At 71.5% G+C, this 16,904-nt stretch carries 14 protein-coding genes and 1 pseudogene; 3 read left to right on the top strand and 12 right to left on the bottom strand.

Annotated elements, in window-relative coordinates; genetic code table 11:
* The first annotated feature begins 37 nt into the window (after window positions 1-37).
* Window positions 38-529, top strand: a complete 492-nt coding sequence (locus TR46_RS15835) for a MarR family winged helix-turn-helix transcriptional regulator (protein WP_369405993.1) — start codon at window positions 38-40, stop codon at window positions 527-529.
* Window positions 530-685: 156 nt separating this feature from the next.
* On the opposite strand, the gene TR46_RS45055 is transcribed toward TR46_RS15835, so the two are convergent.
* The 4 genes and pseudogenes from TR46_RS45055 to TR46_RS15825 all read right to left on the bottom strand — a co-directional run bounded on the left by TR46_RS45055 (window position 686) and on the right by TR46_RS15825 (window position 4,174).
* Window positions 686-817: a hypothetical protein gene (locus TR46_RS45055; protein ID WP_269084261.1), complete on the bottom strand. Its 132-nt coding sequence runs from the start codon at window positions 815-817 to the stop codon at window positions 686-688.
* Window positions 818-882: 65 nt separating this feature from the next.
* Window positions 883-1,257, bottom strand: a pseudogene (locus TR46_RS44280) (DUF1697 domain-containing protein); the annotation flags it as partial.
* Window positions 1,258-1,261: 4 nt separating this feature from the next.
* Entirely contained in the window at window positions 1,262-2,884 is a 1,623-nt protein-coding gene (locus tag TR46_RS15830; protein WP_052432847.1) for a glycosyltransferase family 39 protein, read from the bottom strand.
* 303 nt (window positions 2,885-3,187) lie between these two features.
* A complete protein-coding gene (locus tag TR46_RS15825) occupies window positions 3,188-4,174 on the bottom strand; it encodes an aldo/keto reductase (protein ID WP_042400746.1) in 987 nt (328 codons plus the stop codon).
* A gap of 348 nt (window positions 4,175-4,522) precedes the next feature.
* Between TR46_RS15825 and TR46_RS15820 the strand changes: the two genes are divergently transcribed.
* Window positions 4,523-5,092 (top strand): TMEM165/GDT1 family protein, encoded by a 570-nt coding sequence (locus tag TR46_RS15820; protein WP_042400941.1) that lies wholly within the window; start codon window positions 4,523-4,525, stop codon window positions 5,090-5,092.
* Window positions 5,093-5,132: 40 nt separating this feature from the next.
* Here TR46_RS15820 and TR46_RS15815 read toward each other — a convergent pair whose 3' ends face one another.
* The 3 genes from TR46_RS15815 to TR46_RS15805 all read right to left on the bottom strand — a co-directional run bounded on the left by TR46_RS15815 (window position 5,133) and on the right by TR46_RS15805 (window position 9,762).
* Window positions 5,133-6,137: a peptidoglycan-binding domain-containing protein gene (locus TR46_RS15815; RefSeq protein ID WP_052432846.1), complete on the bottom strand. Its 1,005-nt coding sequence runs from the start codon at window positions 6,135-6,137 to the stop codon at window positions 5,133-5,135.
* Window positions 6,138-6,248: 111 nt separating this feature from the next.
* The gene (locus TR46_RS15810; protein WP_042400744.1) at window positions 6,249-8,273 is read right to left on the bottom strand and encodes an MFS transporter; all 2,025 of its coding nucleotides are present in this window, start codon (window positions 8,271-8,273) and stop codon (window positions 6,249-6,251) included.
* 256 nt (window positions 8,274-8,529) lie between these two features.
* Window positions 8,530-9,762, bottom strand: a complete 1,233-nt coding sequence (locus TR46_RS15805; protein ID WP_042400741.1) for a cytochrome P450 — start codon at window positions 9,760-9,762, stop codon at window positions 8,530-8,532.
* A gap of 226 nt (window positions 9,763-9,988) precedes the next feature.
* Here TR46_RS15805 and TR46_RS15800 point away from each other — a divergent pair, with 226 nt between their 5' ends.
* Window positions 9,989-11,158: a steroid 3-ketoacyl-CoA thiolase gene (locus TR46_RS15800; protein ID WP_042400737.1), complete on the top strand. Its 1,170-nt coding sequence runs from the start codon at window positions 9,989-9,991 to the stop codon at window positions 11,156-11,158.
* A gap of 59 nt (window positions 11,159-11,217) precedes the next feature.
* On the opposite strand, the gene TR46_RS15795 is transcribed toward TR46_RS15800, so the two are convergent.
* The 5 genes from TR46_RS15795 to TR46_RS15775 form a co-directional block, all read right to left on the bottom strand.
* Window positions 11,218-12,033, bottom strand: a complete 816-nt coding sequence (locus tag TR46_RS15795; protein ID WP_042400735.1) for an alpha/beta fold hydrolase — start codon at window positions 12,031-12,033, stop codon at window positions 11,218-11,220.
* A gap of 237 nt (window positions 12,034-12,270) precedes the next feature.
* Window positions 12,271-13,155 carry an ECF transporter S component gene (locus tag TR46_RS15790; RefSeq protein ID WP_042400732.1) on the bottom strand — a complete coding sequence of 295 codons (885 nt, stop codon included), beginning with the start codon at window positions 13,153-13,155 and terminating at the stop codon, window positions 12,271-12,273.
* Window positions 13,152-14,885, bottom strand: a complete 1,734-nt coding sequence (locus tag TR46_RS15785; protein ID WP_042400728.1) for an ABC transporter ATP-binding protein — start codon at window positions 14,883-14,885, stop codon at window positions 13,152-13,154. Before TR46_RS15785 ends, TR46_RS15790 begins: the two co-directional genes overlap by 4 nt.
* The gene (locus tag TR46_RS15780) at window positions 14,882-15,997 is read right to left on the bottom strand and encodes an energy-coupling factor transporter transmembrane component T (protein WP_042400725.1); all 1,116 of its coding nucleotides are present in this window, start codon (window positions 15,995-15,997) and stop codon (window positions 14,882-14,884) included. The genes TR46_RS15785 and TR46_RS15780 overlap by 4 nt, the downstream gene beginning before the upstream one ends.
* A gap of 6 nt (window positions 15,998-16,003) precedes the next feature.
* Complete coding sequence (locus TR46_RS15775; protein ID WP_042400722.1) at window positions 16,004-16,687, bottom strand: SCO2322 family protein; 684 nt, start codon at window positions 16,685-16,687, stop codon at window positions 16,004-16,006.
* Window positions 16,688-16,904 lie beyond the last annotated feature (217 nt).

Below are 16,904 nucleotides of genomic sequence, written 5' to 3'. Positions count from 1 at the left end.
GTCAGCGCAGGAACATAGTACTGAGCATACTCACTATGTGCGTGCTCACAAGATTTTTCGCGCCAAGAAGCGGATGCAGAAAAGGGGCGTGCTGATGAAGGCACCCGGCAGCAGCGACATCCTGGTGGACGAGCTCTTCGCGACCACGGTGCGGCTGCGCGCCTTCACCGACGCGCGGCTGCGGGAGTGCGGCGCGTCGGTGGCCCGGGTGCGGGCCATGCGGATGCTGGCGGCGTCCCCGGAGCCGCTGCGGATGCGGGATCTCAGCGAGATGCTGGGCGTGGCCGCGCGGACCACCACCACGGTGGTGGACAGTCTGGAGCGGGAGGGGCTGGTGGCGCGGGTGCGCCACCCGGTCGACCGCAGGGCGTTCCTGCTGACGCTGACGGAGGTCGGCCGCGAGCGGCACCTGGAGGCGGAGGCGGTGGACCGGGAGGCGCTGGCGGCGGCGACGCGGGGGTTGGATGCGGCGGATCGGGAGAGGTTGCGGGAGCTTTTGGCTGTGATCCGGGAGGCGGTCGAGGGTTAGCAGGACTTCTGCCGGAGCTCGGCTGCGGGACGTCCGGGCTGGGCGCGCAGTTCCCCGCGCCCCTATGGTCCTGCAACTGGACCATGGTGAGTAAGTCGCACTATCAGCGGCGCGGGGCACTGCGCGACCTGCCAGGCACACGCCGGAGCCGAACGGCTACCCCCGGGCCGCTGCCAGGATCTTCGCGGCGGTGTGGTGGAAGCGGGAGGTGAGCCGTACGCCGAGGGTCTTCTCGATGGAGGCCATCGGGTTGCCCTCCATACGGCCGTTGGGCAGGTGCAGGACCACGAAGAGTTCCCCCGCGGTCGCCCCGAGGATCTCCCAGTCGCCCTTGGGGAGCGCTGCGGGAGTTGAAGGCCCGTCAGCGGCTGTGAGCTGAAGGCCAGGCTCAGGCGGATCTCCGGGGCGACCTCGATTCCGTCGAACGGGGCGGCTGACAGGGCCGCCTCCAGTTCGCCGGCGGTCCTGACCATCACCGGCACCTCGAAGCCGAGCCCCTCGGCGAGCTGGGCCTCGATGGACGAGGTCAGCGCGGAGCGGTCGACGGCGCCGCGCCCGGTGTCCGCCGGTCGGAAGAAGACGTTGCCGCTGGCGATGTAGGAGCGGACGTCCTTCAGTCCCAGCTCGCCGAACAGCTCACGCACCGTGGCCATCGGCGCCTTGCGGCCGCCGACGTTGACCGCCCGCAGGAAGGCGATGTACGGGCCGGGGTCGGTGCGGTCGGCCATGGTGTCAGCCCTTTCGCTCCACGAGGGTCAGGACCACGTTGTCCATCGAGTACCGGGCGGTGACCTTGAACGTACCCGACCCCAGCAGTGCACGCAGGGCCTTCGAGTCCTCCGGCCCCGGCCGGTCGGGTGCGGTGACCAGCCACACCCGGTCGGGAGCCTTGGCGACGCAGGCCGAGACGTCGGTGCAGTAGCCCGGGCTGTAGCTGCCGGTCTCGGCGGCCGGTCGGGTCACCAGGAACTGGTCCAGCCGCACTGCGCCGTCGAGGTAGAACTCGACGCCGGCGCCCGCGAAGTAGATGGGGGACCCGCCGTAGTAGACGCCGTCCCCGGATCGGGCGTGCTGCTTCAGCACCCGCGCCACTCCCTGGTAGTCCCAGTCGGAGCCCGGCCAGATCCTCGGGTACAGGGTGTCGCTGTGCGAGGTGTAGGAGCGAATCGCGGCCTGGTCCGAGTAGCCGACCAGGACGGCGACGGCGACGCTCAGCGCGGTGGCGCCGGCGAAGATGCGTCGCCTGACCCGGCGGGAGCCGGGGGCGAGCCGGTCCGCGAGCAGCCGTGCCACCGCGATCGTGCCCGCGCCGGCCAGGACCGACCAGGCCGGCAGGGTGAACATCAGATAGCGGCCGAGCCAGTAGGAGGTGCCCAGACGGGAGATCACCAGAATGGCGAGGATCGGCAGGACCACGCTCGCGACCACGAAGAGCAGCTGGTCGCGGTAGCGGCGCCGGAGCAGCAGCGCGAACAGGCTCAGCACGAGGAAGAGCACGGTGACACCGGTCGAGGCGAACAGCGAGGCGAGCATCCACTTGAGGGTCGTCCCCGGATGCGCCAGGCTGGGCGCCTGCAGCCAGTTGAGCTGGTTGCCCACCTGGGACTGGCCGAGGACCACCAGCGGCGACAGCAGCGCCAGGGCCGCCACGACATTGCCCGCCCACCAGCGGAGCGCGCGGTTGTCGCGGGTCCGGAGCCAGTGCAGCAGCAGGAGCACCAGATGCCCGGCCAGGCAGGCCAGCGCGACGATGTGGCACAGCCCGATCAGCAGCAGCGCGGCGCCGTAGCCGACCCAGCGGCCCCACGACGTCTTCCGGCGGACGTCCGTCGGGCCCTGCTCGGGAATCCTCGGGGCCCGCTCGTCCGGGACCCGTGCCGTCGCGCCGTCCAACGCACGGAGCAGCAGCAGGGTGGCCAGGGCCACCGCGCAGACGGCGAAAGCGTAGGCGCGGGCCTCCTGGCCGTACCGGGAGATGCTGGGGACGAGTGCGAACAGCAGGCCCCCGCAGATCCCGGCCCAGCGCCCGAAGAGGCGTCTGCCGGTCAGCGCGACACAGGCGGCAGCGCCGGCCATCGCCAGCACCGAGGGCAGCCGCAGGACGGCCGGCGAGTCGCCGAACACCGCCGTCCAGAAGTGCAGGACCACGTAGTAGAAGCCGGTTGAGGCGTCGACATTGCCGAGCAGGTCGAACAGCTGGCCGATGCTGCGGCTGGACGCGTCGACGCTCGCCAGTTCGTCCCGCCACAGCTCGGGGTGGGGCGACTGGAACAGGCCGAGGAGGAGCGTCGCCAGGGTGGGAAGCACCCACACGGTCCGCTGGGCCAGCCGGGATTCGGGTCCGGGACGCTTCACGGTCCGGGGCCGAAGGCTGAGATCTGCTTGCTGAGGCACACGCCACCTCGGTGATCGTCGAATGCGCCGACTCGATGACGTAGGCGGGCGTGACGGATCGTACAACGATGACACGGGCGAACCGTGGCGCTCGGGCTGTGTGTGCGCTATGGAAATGCCGGAGCCGGCCACTGTCGGCCGACTCCGGCATGCCCGGAGGCCGTGATCAGCTCCCGGACCAGCCCGTTGCACACCTGTCGGGGCGTCAACGGGCTGTGGTGCTCTTACCGGTCTCCTGTGCTGCCGCCGCCGTGTCGGCCACGGCTACCAGGCGTAGTCCTCCGGGGCGGTGCGGTGGCCCGGGAAGATCTCGTCCAGCCGGTCGAGGTCGCTCTGGTCCAGCTTGACCTCCACCGCCTTGAGGGCGGTTTCGAGCTGGCCGGGGGTGCGCGGTCCGATGATCGGAGCGGTGACGGTCGGCTGGTGCAGCAGCCAGGACAGCGCGACGGTGCCGGGCTCCTGGCCCAGCTTGTCGCAGAAGTCCTCGTACGCCTGCAGCTGGTCGCGCTCGGCGGCCGACAGCTTCTTGGCACGGTCGGCGCTGCGACCGCCCTGCTCGCCGGCCTTGCGCAGCACGCCGCCGAGCAGACCGCCCTGGAGCGGGGACCAGGGGATGACGCCCAGGCCGTGGTACTCGGCCGAGGGCAGCACCTCCAGTTCGACGGTGCGGGCCAGCAGGTTGTAGAGGGACTGCTCGGCGACCAGGCCGAGGAAGTTGCGCTTGGCCGCGGCCGCCTGCGCGGTGGCGATGTGCCAGCCGGCGAAGTTGCTGCTGCCCACGTAGAGGATCTTGCCCTGGGCGGTCAGCACCTCCATCGCCTGCCAGATCTCCTCCCACGGAGTCGCCCGGTCGACGTGGTGCATCTGGTAGAGGTCGATGTAGTCGGTCTGCAGCCGCTTGAGGCTGGCGTCCACCGCGCGGCGGATGTTCAGCGCGGACAGCTTGTCCTCGTTGGGCCAGTGGGCCGCCCCGTCCGGGGCCATCCGGCCGTAGAGCTTGGTGGCCAGCACGGTCCGCTCGCGGCGTCCGCCGCCCTGCGCGAACCAGGTCCCGACGATCTCCTCGGTGCGGCCCTTGTTCTCACCCCATCCGTAGACGTTGGCGGTGTCGAAGAAGTTGATGCCGCTCTCGTGGGCGGCATCCATGATCTGGTGGGCTTCGGTCTCGGCCGTCAGCGGGCCGAAGTTCATCGTGCCCAGGCACAGGCGGGACACGGACAGGCCGGTGCGGCCGAGTGAGGTGTACTCCATACCCTCACCCTCACCCTTGGGGGCATGGATTGTCGAGCATGTCAGGTAGGCTTGTCGCTGATCGAAGGGGAGTAGCCCCCACCGGACCGTCGACATACCGGCAGCCCCGCTCCACGCGGGCCGCCCGGCGCCCGGGGCACCGCTGAGCGTCCAACGGCGGCTGGTGCTGGTGAGACCTTCGGCCGCGCAGTCACTCCAGGTTCCCCGTCCGCCTCGTCGTACCCCGACGGATGCGGACGTCTTCGGCCCCGAGTCCTGCCGGGCCGAAGCGACTCCGGGAACGGATCATGAAGCCGGGGCAGCGCTCATGACCTCCCAAGGACGCACACCACCGTGAACATCACCATCATGGCGATCACGTTCGGCATCATCTTCCTGGCCGAACTGCCCGACAAGACGGCGCTGGCCAGTCTGGTCCTGGGCACCCGCTACCGCGCGAGCTATGTCTTCGCCGGAATCGCCGCCGCCTTCGCGGTCCACGCCGCGCTGGCCGTCGCGGCCGGCAGTCTGCTCACCCTGCTGCCGCAGCGCTGGGTGGAGCTGGTCGTCGGCCTGCTGTTCCTCGGCGGCGCGCTGATGCTGCTCCTGCAGAAGGAGGAGGACGAGGACGACGAGTCGGTGAAGGAGCCCAGGTCGACCGGGTTCTGGCGGGTCGCCGGGGCGGGCTTCCTGATGGTGCTGATCGCCGAGTTCGGCGACCTGACCCAGATCACCACCGCGAACCTGGCCGCGAAGTACGCGGACCCGCTGTCCGTGTTCCTGGGCTCCTGGCTGGGGCTGTGCGCGGTGGCGGCGATCGCGATCGTGGGCGGCCAGAAGCTGATGAAGCATGTACCGCTGGCGGTGATCACCAAGGTGGCCGCCGTCATCATGGTCGTAATGGCCGGCGTCAGCCTGTTCGGTGCGATCACCGGCTGACGCCGCCCGGCCCGGTGCGGTCGGCGCGGGTCGGCTCGGGTCAGTGCTGGTGCTGCAGCTGGGCCATCTTGGCCTGGGAGTTGGGCCCGTACACGCCGCTGGGGTCGCCCTGGACGCCGAACCAGACCTGAAACGTCGCCACATCCTGCTCGGTACGGGATCCGTAGTCGCCGTCGACCTTGAGGCCGGGGTCGATCCACAGCGCGCGCAACTGCGACTGCAGCGTCGCCACGGCCGAGCCGGAGTCGCCGAACTGGAGGCTGGTCGACCCGCCGGCCAGGGCGGCGGACGCCGACGCGGCGGCCGAGGCGGACGGCGTGCTGCTGGGCGGCGTGGGGCTCGGCGAGGCGCTGCTGCTCCGCGACTGCGACTGCGACTGCGACCGGGTCTGCGAGGGCGGCGAGCTCGGTGCGGGACGCGCGGAGGTCGAGGTCTGCGCCGCCGCGCGCCGGGTCGCCGCGGCGGATGCCGCCGCCGACGGGGAGGTGGCGGCGGCGGACGCGGACGGGGCGTCCGCGGTGGCGGTGTCCGGGTCCGACGAGGCCATCGCCACGGTCACCCCGGGCCCCGGCAGCGACTGGTCCGTGGTGCCGCCGTTGAATATGTGCGGGACGGCTGCCGCCACGGTTCCCAGACCGGCCACTGCCAGCGCACCCGCGGCGATCAGCAGACCGCGCCGTCTGCGCCGCCCCGCGCTCGGGGGGCCCGCGCGGTGCCGGACTGCCGGCAGCGGGGCGGTGCGCAGCACCGGCAGGTTGTCGCGCGGCTCGGCCCGGTGATGCCCGGAGCCGCCCCGTTCGGGCATCCGCGCGGTGGCCGGCAGATAGCGGGCGGCCGGGAGCAGGGGTTCGAGGGCGGTCCCGGGGGCCGCCGGTTCGTTCCGCGCTTCGGCGTTGTCGGCGGCGTCGGCCGGGTGCACGTAGGGACGTACCAGCTCAGGGCCGCCGATGACCGGCAGCACCGCCGTCTCGGCGTCGTCCGGACGGCAGCCGCAGCCGCCGCTCGACAACGCCAGGCCGCATCTGCCGCAGATCTGTCCCACCATCAGCTCCCTGTGCCAAGTCGAACAGGGGACGATTATGCAGGACATCAGTTCACTGTGGCAGCCGTGTCCAGCGAGAACAACGATGCGGTCGCGGTCAGGGCGCCGGGAGCGTCAGTTCATCACCTGTCCCGGGGCGTCCATCGAGTTGTCCGCCAGCTCCCTCAGCATCGCCACCAGCTCTGCGTGCTGCTCCGGCGACCAGCCCTCCAACTTCTCGTTGAGCAGGGCGAGTCGTGCCTCACTGAGCTTGGTGATGACCTCGTCGCCCTGGGGGGTCAGCCGGATCGTCCCGTCCGGGTCCGTCCGGATCCGTCCCGACTGCTCCATGGCGTCCAGCTTGGGCCGGATCTCGTCCGCCTTGAACTTGTTGCGACGGCAGATCTCCTCCACCGTCACCGGACCGGCGTGGTGCAGCCGGAACAGTCCGTAGGCCATCGGCACGCTGATGTCGAGGCCGGCCCTGTCGATGGCCCGCCCGTAGCGCTCCCAGATGTTCTCGCGGCTGGAGAGCCGGGTGACCATGCCCTCGATCTCTTCGGCCGAGGTGCGGAAGGTCGGCAGTCCGGCCGCCTCGCCGCTCTCCGCGGTACGGGTCGAGGTGCGCAGCGGCACCTCGCGCAGGAACAGCGCCAGCAGGAAGGCGATCACCGCGATCGCGGCCGCAACCAGGTAGACCGTCTGCAGCGAGACGGCGTAGATGTGCAGGAACGGCTCCAGCAGCGGTCGCTGTGCGGCGGGCGCCTTGTGCACGATGGTCGGGTCGGCCAGCACCTCCTTCGCCGGGAACTGCGGCGACAGGGTGCCGTTCGCCTGGGCCGAGCTGATCTTGTGGTTCAGCTGGTTGTTCAGCACGGTGCCGAAGATGGACGCGCCGAAGGAGCCGCCGATCGAGCGGAAGTAGGTGACGCCGGAGGTCGCGGTGCCGAGGTCGGAGAAGTCGGTGGCGTTCTGCACCGCGATGATCAGCACCTGCATCACCAGGCCCAGTCCCAGACCCAGGATCAGCATGTACAGACCCATGATCGTGTCGCTGGTGGTGTCGTCCACCTGGGCCAGCAGCACCAGGGAGACCGCGGTCAGCGCGGTGCCCATGATCGGGTAGATCTTGTACTTCCCGGTCCTGCTGATCAGCTGGCCGGTGCCGATCGAGGTGATCAGCACGCCCGCCATCATCGGCAGCAGCCGCAGCCCGGAGACGGTCGGCGAGTTGCCGTTGACGACCTGCATGTAGAGCGGGATGTAGGACAGCGCGCCGAACATGCACAGGCCGATGACGAAGCCCATGCCCGAGCAGACCGTGAAGACCGGGTTGCGGAACAGCCGCAGCGGCAGCACCGGCTCGTCCACCCGCTGCTCGACCAGGATGAAGGCGCCGATCAGCAGGGCCGCGCCGACGGCACAGCCCCACACCTCGACGGAGTTCCAGGACCAGGTGGTGCCGCCGAGGCTGGCGATCAGGACCAGGCAGGTGGAGGCGGCGGCCAGCAGGAAGGTGCCCAGGTAGTCGATCTTCGGGCGGACGTCCGGGTTCTTGGCCTTGAGCGCTGTCGCGATCACGAACAGCGCGACGATGCCGACCGGCAGGTTGACGTAGAAGACCCAGTGCCAGTTGAGGTTGTCCACCAGGAAGCCGCCGAGCAGCGGTCCGACCACCGAGGAGACGCCGAAGACGGCGCCGATGACGCCCTGGTAGCGGCCCCGGTCCCGGGGCGGCACGACGTCCGCGATGACCGCCATGGCCAGCACCATCAGCCCGCCGCCGCCCAGGCCCTGCAGGGCCCGGAAGATGATCAGCTGGAGCATGTTCTGCGACACGCCGCAGAGGGCCGAGCCGATCAGGAAGATGACGATGCAGATGATGAAGACGTACTTGCGGCCGAAGAGGTCGCCGAGCTTGCCCCACAGCGGGGTGGTGGCGGTGGCGGCGAGCAGGTAGGCGGTGACCACCCAGGAGAGGTGGTTGGCCCCGCCGAGGTCGCCGACGATGGTGGGCAGCGCGGTGGAGACGATGGTCTGGTCGAGGGCGGCCAGGAACATGCCCAGCATCACGCCGAGGAACACCAGCCTGACCCGGCCTGAGCTCTCCTCGATCGGTGCTCTGTCCGGCGCCCCCGCGGTTGCCTGCTGCTGGGCCATCGACCCTCCGCTGTCCGCTGTACCGATGCGGTCCGAACGGACCGGTCATCAGGCTTTCAGCGGAGCAGCGGGGCTGCCTGCGGTGGGGTCCGAACGGGCTAGTCTCCCGCTTTTGGCCGCGGCGTGTGCATGGTTTGTCGCGCAGTTCCCCGCGCCCCTGATGGTGCAGCTTGCTCACTGTGGTTCAGTTGCAGCCCCCAGGGGCGCGGGGAACTGCGCGGTCGGCCCGGCACATGCCGCAGCCGAGGTCCCACCGCTACACGTACCGGACGGGCAGCTCCTTCACCCCGTTGAGCCACGCGGACCGCAGCCGCCGCGGCTCGCCGGCGAGCCGGATCGCCGGGAGCGTGTCGGCGATCGCGTTGAAGATCAGGTCCAGTTCCACCCGGGCCAGGTTCGCGCCCAGGCAGAAGTGCGGTCCGCCGCCGCCGAACCCCAGGTGCGGATTGGGGTCGCGGAGGATGTCGAAGTGCTCCGGGCGGTCGAACACCTCGGGGTCGTTGTTGGCCGAGCTGTAGAAGATGCCGACGCGCTGACCAGCGCCGATGGCTACCCCGCCGAGCTCGGTGTCCTGGGTCGCGGTGCGCTGGAAGGACATCACGGGGGTGGCCCAGCGGACGATCTCGTCGGCGGCCGTCTGCGGCCGGCGCTCCTTGTAGAGCTCCCACTGCTCGGGGTGGGTGAGCATGGCGTGCATCCCGTGGCTGGTGGCGTTGCGGGTGGTCTCGTTCCCGGCGACGGCCAGCAGCAGCACGAAGAAGCCGAACTCGTCCGAGCTGAGGTTGCCCTGCCCCTCGGCGCTGACCAGCTGGGTGACGATGTCGTGGGCCGGGCAGCCCTTCCGCTCCTCGGCGATCCCCATCGAGTACATCATCAGCTCGAACGCGGACTGCATGCCGACGTCCTGGGTGACGGCCAGCTCCGGGTCGTCGTAGGCGACCATCTTGTTGGTCCACTCGAAGATCTTGGCCCGGTCCTGCTGGGGTATCCCGAGCAGCTCGGCGATGGCCTGCAGCGGCAGTTCGCAGGCGATGTCGCGGACGAAGTCGCCGGTGCCCTCCTTGAGCGCCGAGGCCACGATCCGCTCGGCCCGGTCCCGCAGCGCCTGCTGCATCGCGTTGATCGCCCGCGGCGTGAACCCGCGCTGGACGATCTGGCGAAGCCGGGTGTGCTCCGGCGGGTCCATGTTGAGCATGATCAGCTTCTGGCCGTCCTTGCCCTCCTGGGTGATCTCCGGGTTGAAGCGGATGATCGCGGTGTTGAGGCTGGAGGAGAAGGTCTCCGGGTGGACGGACACCTCCTTGACGTCGGCGTGCCGGGTCACCGCCCAGTAGCCCCCGTCGTCGAAGCCGGTGGTGCCGTGCGGCTGGGCGATCCACTGCACCGGGGCGGTGCTGCGCAGCAGTGCGAGTTCCGGGAGGGGGACCCGCTGCTGGTTGAGGTCGGGATCGGTGAAGTCGAAGCCGTCGGGCAGGGCCGGGCAGGTCATCGGGGCCTCCAAAGCTACCGACGAGTCAGCTGACGCATCGTCAGATACACCCACGACCGTAGTGCCGCGACTTCCCGGGGGGAAGCCCTGGGACCGCCGCGGAGTTCTGGTCCGCGCAAGAGCCTTGCGTGACAGTGCTCACGGCGAATACAAAGGTGGCCAGAACTAGAACGCGTATCAGTTCTCTCCGGCGTCCGAGGGCGCCGGAGCTTCCGGAGGGCGAGTCATGGCCGCTGAACCCGTCATCGTCGAAGCAGTGCGCACCCCCATCGGTAAGCGAGGCGGAGCCCTCGCCAACCTCCACCCCGGCTATCTGCTCGGGGAGACCTTCAGGGAGCTGCTCGCCCGCACGGGCGTGCAGCCGGACGTCGTCGAGCAGATCGTCAGCGGGACGGTCACCCACGCCGGCGAGCAGTCGATGAACCCCGCCCGCACCGCCTGGCTGGCGATGGGCCTGCCGTACGAGGTCGCCGCCACCACGGTCGACTGCCAGTGCGGCTCCTCGCAGCAGGCCAACCACATGGTCGCCAACATGGTCGCGGCCGGGGTGATCGACGTCGGCATCGCCTGCGGCGTCGAGTCGATGACCAGGGTGCCGCTCGGCGCCGCCTCCGCGCACGGGCCCGGGCGCCCGTTCCCTGAGGAGTGGAACGTCGACCTGCCCAACCAGTTCGAGGCCGCCGAGCGGATCGCGCGGCGGCGCGGCCTCAGCCGTATCGACCTGGACCGCTTCGGCGAGGCCTCGCAGCAGCGCGCCGCCAACGCCTGGGCCGAGGAGCGGTTCAAGCGCGAGACGTACGCCGTGCAGGTGCCGACCACCGAGGCGGAGCAGCTCGCCGGCCACGGCATGTGGCGCCTGTTCGACCGGGACGAGGGGCTGCGGGACACCTCGCTGGAGGCGCTGGCCGGGCTGCGCCCGGTGCTCCCCAACGCGATGCACACGGCGGGCACGTCCTCGCAGATCTCCGACGGCGCGGCCGCGGTGATGTGGGCGTCCCGGCGCGCGGCACGGGCGCTGGGGCTGACCCCGCGCGCCCGCATCGTCGCCCAGGCCGTCGTCGGCACCGACCCGCACTACCACCTGGACGGCCCGATCGACGCGACCAGGGCGGTGCTGGGCAAGGCCGGGATGAAGCTCTCCGACATCGACGTGGTGGAGATCAACGAGGCCTTCGCGTCGGTCGTGCTGTCCTGGGCGCAGGTGATGGAGGCCGACATGGACAAGGTCAACGTCAACGGCGGCGCCATCGCCCTGGGCCACCCGGTCGGCTCGACCGGCGCCCGCCTGATCACCACGGCGCTGCACGAACTGGAGCGCACGGGGAAGGAGTTCGCCCTGGTCACCATGTGCGCGGGCGGCGCGCTGGCGACCGGGACGATCCTGCAGCGGATCTGAGCAGGGGAGGCCGGGTCCGTCGTCTCTTCTGCCCACCCGAGCCACCGGTGCCGCCAGGGCTAACGGGTGGAGGCGGCGGGGCCTTCCAGATAGGCGGTCAGCGCGGCGTTGAACTCCGCCGGGTACTCCAGGTTGGGCATGTGGCCCGCTCCCTCGATGACGGTGAGGGTGGAGTGCGGCAGCTGCCGGTGCATGAACTCGGCGTCGCTGACCGGGGTGTAGGTGTCGTCCGAGCCGACCACGACCCAGGCGGGGACGGCCGTCCGGCTCAGCAGCTCGCAGTAGTCGGGCCGCTCGGCCCGCCCGCGGAGGGCCGCGGCGGCACCCTCGGGCGAGGTCGAACGCATCATCCGCAGGACGTGCGCTGCGACCTCGGGCCGTGCGGCGATGGTCGCCGGCGCGACCATCTTGTCGATCACCTCGGCCGCGTAGCCGTCCATGCCCTCCTTGAGCAGGCGGTCCGCCAGGTTGTTGCGGAAGACCTTCCCTTCCGGGGTCTCGGCGCGCGGGAAGGTGTCCGCGAGGATCAACCCCTGGACGCGGTCCGCGTGGAGACGACAGAACTCCATGGCGATCTGACCGCCCATCGACAGCCCGCCCACCACGGCGGAGGCGACGCCGAGATGGTCGAGGAGGGCGGCCAGGTCGGCGGCGAACGCCTCGAAGCCGGTCACGCCGGGGACGACGCTCGTCCCACCGTATCCGCGCAGGTCGGGCGCGACGACGCGACGCCCGGCCGCGACGGCTGCTGCCAGTTGGGGTTCCCACATGGAGCGGTCGAACGGATGCCCGTGGATCAGGAGGAGGACGGGGGCGCTGCGGTCCCCCTCGTCGGTGTAGCTGACGGAGACGCCGTTCAGGGAAGCGGTAGCCATGCGGTGATCATAGGGAGGCGCCGGGGAGGGGGACACGGGATTCCTCCGCGGCCGAGTTGCCGGGGTGCGGCCGACCTCCGAAACATGCGCCGTCTCGCGGCTCCGCCGCAAGGCAGCGACAAGCGGGGGCCCGGGCGCGGGGCCGGGCGTGCGCCCCCCAGTGGCGGGGGTTCGGTGGAAATCGGTGCGTGAATGGCAAGGTCGCGTCAGGGCGAATGCCGTTGCAGGCGTGGGGCGTCAACGCAGTGGCGGCGGCGGAGGCGGCGGTGGCGGGCGGAAAGTGGTCGGGGCGTCGAAGGCTGCTCGGCGGGAGGCTCGGCGGAGGGCGGCGAGGAGGGGGTGGCCGAGGGTGAGGCAGAGGACGGCGGTGAGGAGGCTACGGGGGATGTCCCAGCCCAGGGCCGTGGTGAAGTGGTAGGCGAGGAAGCGGGCGAAGTTGGCGCCGAGGGGGTCGCCGGGGACGTAGGAGACGGCCGTGCCCAGGCCGGCGATGTAGGGCCAGCCCTGGAGGTCCATCACCAGTCCGTACAGCTCGGCCGAGACCGCCCCGTATACGGCCAGGGTCCACAACTCGCGGCGGCCGCGCAGGGTGGCGGGGGCGGGTAGCAGGCCGGCGCCCAGGCAGACCCAGCCCATGGCGAGCATCTGGAACGGGAGCCAGGGGCCGACGCCGCCGGTCAGCAGGGCGGAGGCGAAAAGGGAGAGGTTGCCGAGGACGAAGCCGAAGCCTGGACCGAGGACCCGTCCTGAGAGCACCATCAGGAAGAAGGTGGGTTCCAGGCCGGCTGTGCCCGCGCCCAGGGGTCGGAGTGCGGCGCCTGCTGCGGCGAGGACGCCGAGCAGGGCGATGGACTTGGTCTGGAGCCCGGCCTGGCCGCCGGTGGTGACCCGGCCCTCGGCGATCTGCGCGACCACGACCGCGAGCAGCAGCGGGAGCAGCAGTGCGAACAGCCAGGGGGCGTCGCCGGAATGGGCCAGGCCGGAGGTGGGGGCGGCGAGCAGGGGCCAGCCGAAGCCGACCACGCCGATCGCGGAGACCAGCAGCAGCATGGCGGTGGAGCGGCGGCCGAGGGGGACCGGGCGGGAGAGGGCGAGGCGGTCGGTGCTCCGCTCGGCACTCATATCTGGCCTGCGATGTCTACACTGCCTGGGCTGCCTTCGCTGCCTGCCAGCGCCTCGGTGACCTGGCGGACCGTCAGCCAGGGCTCCGGGTTGAGGATCTTGGCGACTTGGGGGGCGAAGGCCGGGGAGGAGACGACGATCTCGGGTGTCAGGCCGTCCGCGACGATCTCGCCCTCGGCCAGGATGACGGTGCGGTGGGCCAGTTCGGCGGCGAGTTCCACGTCGTGGGTGGCCAGCAGGACGCCGTGGCCGGTGGCGGCGAGGTCGCGGAGGATGTCCACCAGGCGGGACTTGGCGGCGTAGTCGAGCCCCCGGGTGGGCTCGTCCAGCAGGATCAGGCCGGGTCGCGCGGTGAGCACGACGGCCAGGGCGAGAGTGAGCCGCTGGCCCTCGGAGAGGTCGCGCGGGTGGACGGCGTCCGGGATGCCGGGGAGCAGGCGTTCGACCAGGGCCCGGCAGGTGCCGGGAGCTGCGCCGGTGTCCCGGTCGGCGGCCGCGCACTCGGCGCCGACGCTGTCGCAGTAGAGCAGGTCGCGGGGTTCCTGCGGAACCAGGCCCACCTGCTTGAGCAGGACGGCGGGCTTGGCCTTGTGCGGGGTCAGGCCTGCGACGTCGACCCGGCCCGAGGTGGGAGCGTGCAGTCCGACGAGCGAGTTGAGCAGGGTGGACTTGCCCGCTCCGTTGCGGCCCATCAGGGCGGTGATCTGGCCGGGATGGAGGGTGAGGTCCACTCGGCGAAGGGCTTCAACGCCGCCTCGGCGGACGGCGAGGGCGGTGACGTCGGCGAGGGCTGAGCCCGGAGCGGGCGAAGGGGACGGAGCGGACGGAGTGGACGCGGTGGACGCGTCGGACCCAGAGGACGGAGCGGACCCGGCGGATCGTCCGGACGGTGACGGCGCCGGTGCGGGCTTCAGGTCGGCCAGCCGGGCGCGCAGCGGGGCGGCTCGGCGGCGGGCGTCGCGGACCGAGAGGGGGAGCGGGGACCAGCCGACCGCCCGTCCCAGGGCGACCACCGGGGGGTGCACCGGGGAGACGGCCATGATGTCGGCCGTCTCGCCGAAGCGGGCCGCCTGGCCGCCGCCGGGGAGCAGGATGACCTGGTCGGCGTACTGGACGACGCGTTCCAGCCGGTGCTCGGCGAGCAGCACCGTGGTGCCCAGGTCGTGGACCAGGCGCTGGAGGACGGCGAGGACCTCCTCGGCGGCGCCGGGGTCCAGTGCCGAGGTGGGCTCGTCCAGCACCAGGACCTTCGGATGGACCGTCAGTACGGAGCCGATGGCGACCCGCTGCTGCTGGCCGCCGGAGAGAGTGGCCAGCGGGCGGTTGCGCAGTTCGGCGAGGCCGAGCAGGTCCAGGGTCTCCTCGACCCGGCGCCGCATCACCTCGGGGGCGAGGCCCAGGGACTCCATGCCGTAGGCGAGTTCGTCCTCGACGGTGTCGGTGACGAAGTGCGCCGGCGGGTCCTGGCCCACCGTGCCGACGACGTCCGCGAGGTCGCGGGGGCGGTGGGTACGGGTGTCGCGTCCGGCGACGGTGACCCGGCCGTGCAGCACGCCGCCGGTGAAGTGCGGGACCAGGCCGCTGACGGTGCCCAGCAGGGTGGACTTGCCCGATCCCGAGGGGCCGACCAGCAGGCAGAGCTCGCCCTCGGGGACGGTGAGATCGAGGGATGTCAGTGCCGGGTGCGATGCTTCGGGATACGTGACTGAGACCTGTTCGAAGGTGATCACGGGGTTTCCTTCGAGCGGGAGACGGAAGCTGGACGGGAGACGGAAGCGGCACGGGGTGCTACGGGGGCGGTGACGGCGGGCAGCAGCCCGACCAGGATCGCCGCTGCGGGAAGGAGGGGCAGCGTGGGAGCCGCGAGCGGTACGGCTGGGGGATTGAGGGCGTCGGCGAAGGCCGGGCCCAGACTGACCATGATCACTGCTACCGCGATACCGCAGCCGGCTACGGTCCATTCCCGCCAGGCCCAGGGGTCGGGGCGGTAGCGGGTTCTGACGGCTCGTCGGCCGCCGAGCAGCAGTCCGCCGGCTGCTGCCAGCGCTCCGACGATGAGCAGCGGCAGCGCCCAGACGCTGCCGTCCGCGCCGAGCAGGCCGTAGGCGGCGACGCAGACGCCCAGCAGCCCGGCGAGGGTGAGGGCTGCGGTGGTGCGGCGGACGGCGGTGGGTACGTCCGCGGTGCGGCCGAAGCCGCGGGTGTCCATGGCCGCGGCCAGGCTGACGGAGCGTTCGAGGGCGTTCTCCAGAACCGGGACGCCGACGGTGAGCAGCGCCTTGGCGCCGCGCTCGGTACGGCCGCGCAGCCTGCGGGCGGCGCGGAGCCGGCCCACGTCCGCGACCAGGTTCGGCGCGAAGGTGAGCGCGACCACGACGGCGACCCCGGCCTCGTACAGCGCGCCGGGCAGGCTGCGGAGCAGCCGGGCCGGGTTGGCCAGAGCGTTGGCCGCGCCGATGCAGGCCAGCAGGACGGCCAGCCGCAGGGCGTCGTACAGGGCGAAGCACAGCCCTTCGAGGCTGACCGGACCCCCGAGTTGGACGCCCGGGGCCCAGGAGGGGAGCGGGATCTGCGGGAGCGTGAACAGGATGTGGATACCGGGGATCGATGAGCCGAGGACGGTGAAGAACACCATGCGGATGGCCAGGACGAGGAGGCCGAGCTTGAGGAACACGCTGTAGGAGCGGGCCCAGGGCGCGTCCGTCCTGCGGGCTGCCACGACATAGCCGGCCACGGCGGTGATCAGGAGCAGCAGCAGCGGGTTGGTGGTGCGGGAGGCGGCGGTGGCCAGGCCGAGGGCCCAGAGCCACCAGGCGCCCGGGTGCAGGTTGCGCTGCGGCACAGTCGGTTACTCGGACTTGCGGCGACGGGTCCGGAAGTACCCGGCCCCGATCAGGACGAGGAGCAGCACGGCGCCGATCACCCAGCCTGCGCCCTTGGAGGACTTGGCGGGTGCGGGGGCGGCGGTCGCGCTGCCGGTGGCGGCCGCGGTGGCGGTGCTGGTCGCGGCTGCGCCGCTGACCACCTCGCCGCAGCCGGTCCTCGGGTAGCCGTCGACGGCGCACAGGATGCCGTTGCTGTCGTACCGCAGCGGGGGCGCCACCTGAGCGAGGAGTTGGGCCGAGGTGGCGTCGGTGGCCAGGACGGCGCAACTGCTGCGCGGGGTGGTGCTGGGCGGGGTGGAGCCGGAGGGCGCTTCCGCGGCGGTGCCGTAGTCGATGACCACGGCGACGCGCTTCTTGCCGCTGACGGCGGGGGTACCGCCGCAGATGGCGGCGAAGTCGGGGGCCGCTTCCGGCTTGGCCGCGCTCGCGCTGTCGGCGCTGACGCCGAAGCGCCAGCCGTCGACCGAGCCGTCGGCCGGGCGGTAGGTGTTGGGGCCTGCCTGCTGATAGGTCCAGTTGCTGCCCGAGCCCTGCCAGAAGGACCAGTAGCGGTAGCTGCTGGCGGCGGCGGGGGTGACCGCTGCCAGGACCAGGAGGAGTGCGGTGGCCAGCAGTCCGGCCACCGTGCCACTTCGACGTACCGTCATACCCGTCGCCTACTCCGGTTGAAGCTGATGTACATGCCGATGCCCGCGCCCGCGATCAGGCCGACGCCGAGGAGCCACCAGGGGTTGAAGCTGCTGGAGGACTTCTTGGCGGAAGCGGAAGCGGAAGCGGAAGCGGAAGCGGTGGTGGTGGTGGTGGTGGTGGTGGTGGTGGCGGCGGCGGCGGTTGCGCTCGCCGCGCCGGTCCCGGCCGGGGCCG

Origin of the sequence: Streptacidiphilus carbonis (assembly GCF_000787775.1) — a bacterium.
Lineage (GTDB): Bacteria > Actinomycetota > Actinomycetes > Streptomycetales > Streptomycetaceae > Streptacidiphilus > Streptacidiphilus carbonis.
The sequence above is the reverse complement of the archived record's forward strand: the minus strand, read 5'-3'. Positions and strand labels throughout refer to the sequence as shown.

Coding starts and splice junctions, on each gene's coding strand:
- TR46_RS15825 (WP_042400746.1), bottom strand. CDS start 4,174: ATGGAGTACACCTCACTCGGCCGCACCGGCCTGTCCGTGTCCCGCCTG.
- TR46_RS15820 (WP_042400941.1), top strand. CDS start 4,523: ATGGCGATCACGTTCGGCATCATCTTCCTGGCCGAACTGCCCGACAAG.
- TR46_RS15815 (WP_052432846.1), bottom strand. CDS start 6,137: ATGGTGGGACAGATCTGCGGCAGATGCGGCCTGGCGTTGTCGAGCGGC.
- TR46_RS15810 (WP_042400744.1), bottom strand. CDS start 8,273: ATGGCCCAGCAGCAGGCAACCGCGGGGGCGCCGGACAGAGCACCGATC.
- TR46_RS15805 (WP_042400741.1), bottom strand. CDS start 9,762: ATGACCTGCCCGGCCCTGCCCGACGGCTTCGACTTCACCGATCCCGAC.
- TR46_RS15800 (WP_042400737.1), top strand. CDS start 9,989: ATGGCCGCTGAACCCGTCATCGTCGAAGCAGTGCGCACCCCCATCGGT.
- TR46_RS15795 (WP_042400735.1), bottom strand. CDS start 12,033: ATGGCTACCGCTTCCCTGAACGGCGTCTCCGTCAGCTACACCGACGAG.
- TR46_RS15790 (WP_042400732.1), bottom strand. CDS start 13,155: ATGAGTGCCGAGCGGAGCACCGACCGCCTCGCCCTCTCCCGCCCGGTC.
- TR46_RS15775 (WP_042400722.1), bottom strand. CDS start 16,687: ATGACGGTACGTCGAAGTGGCACGGTGGCCGGACTGCTGGCCACCGCA.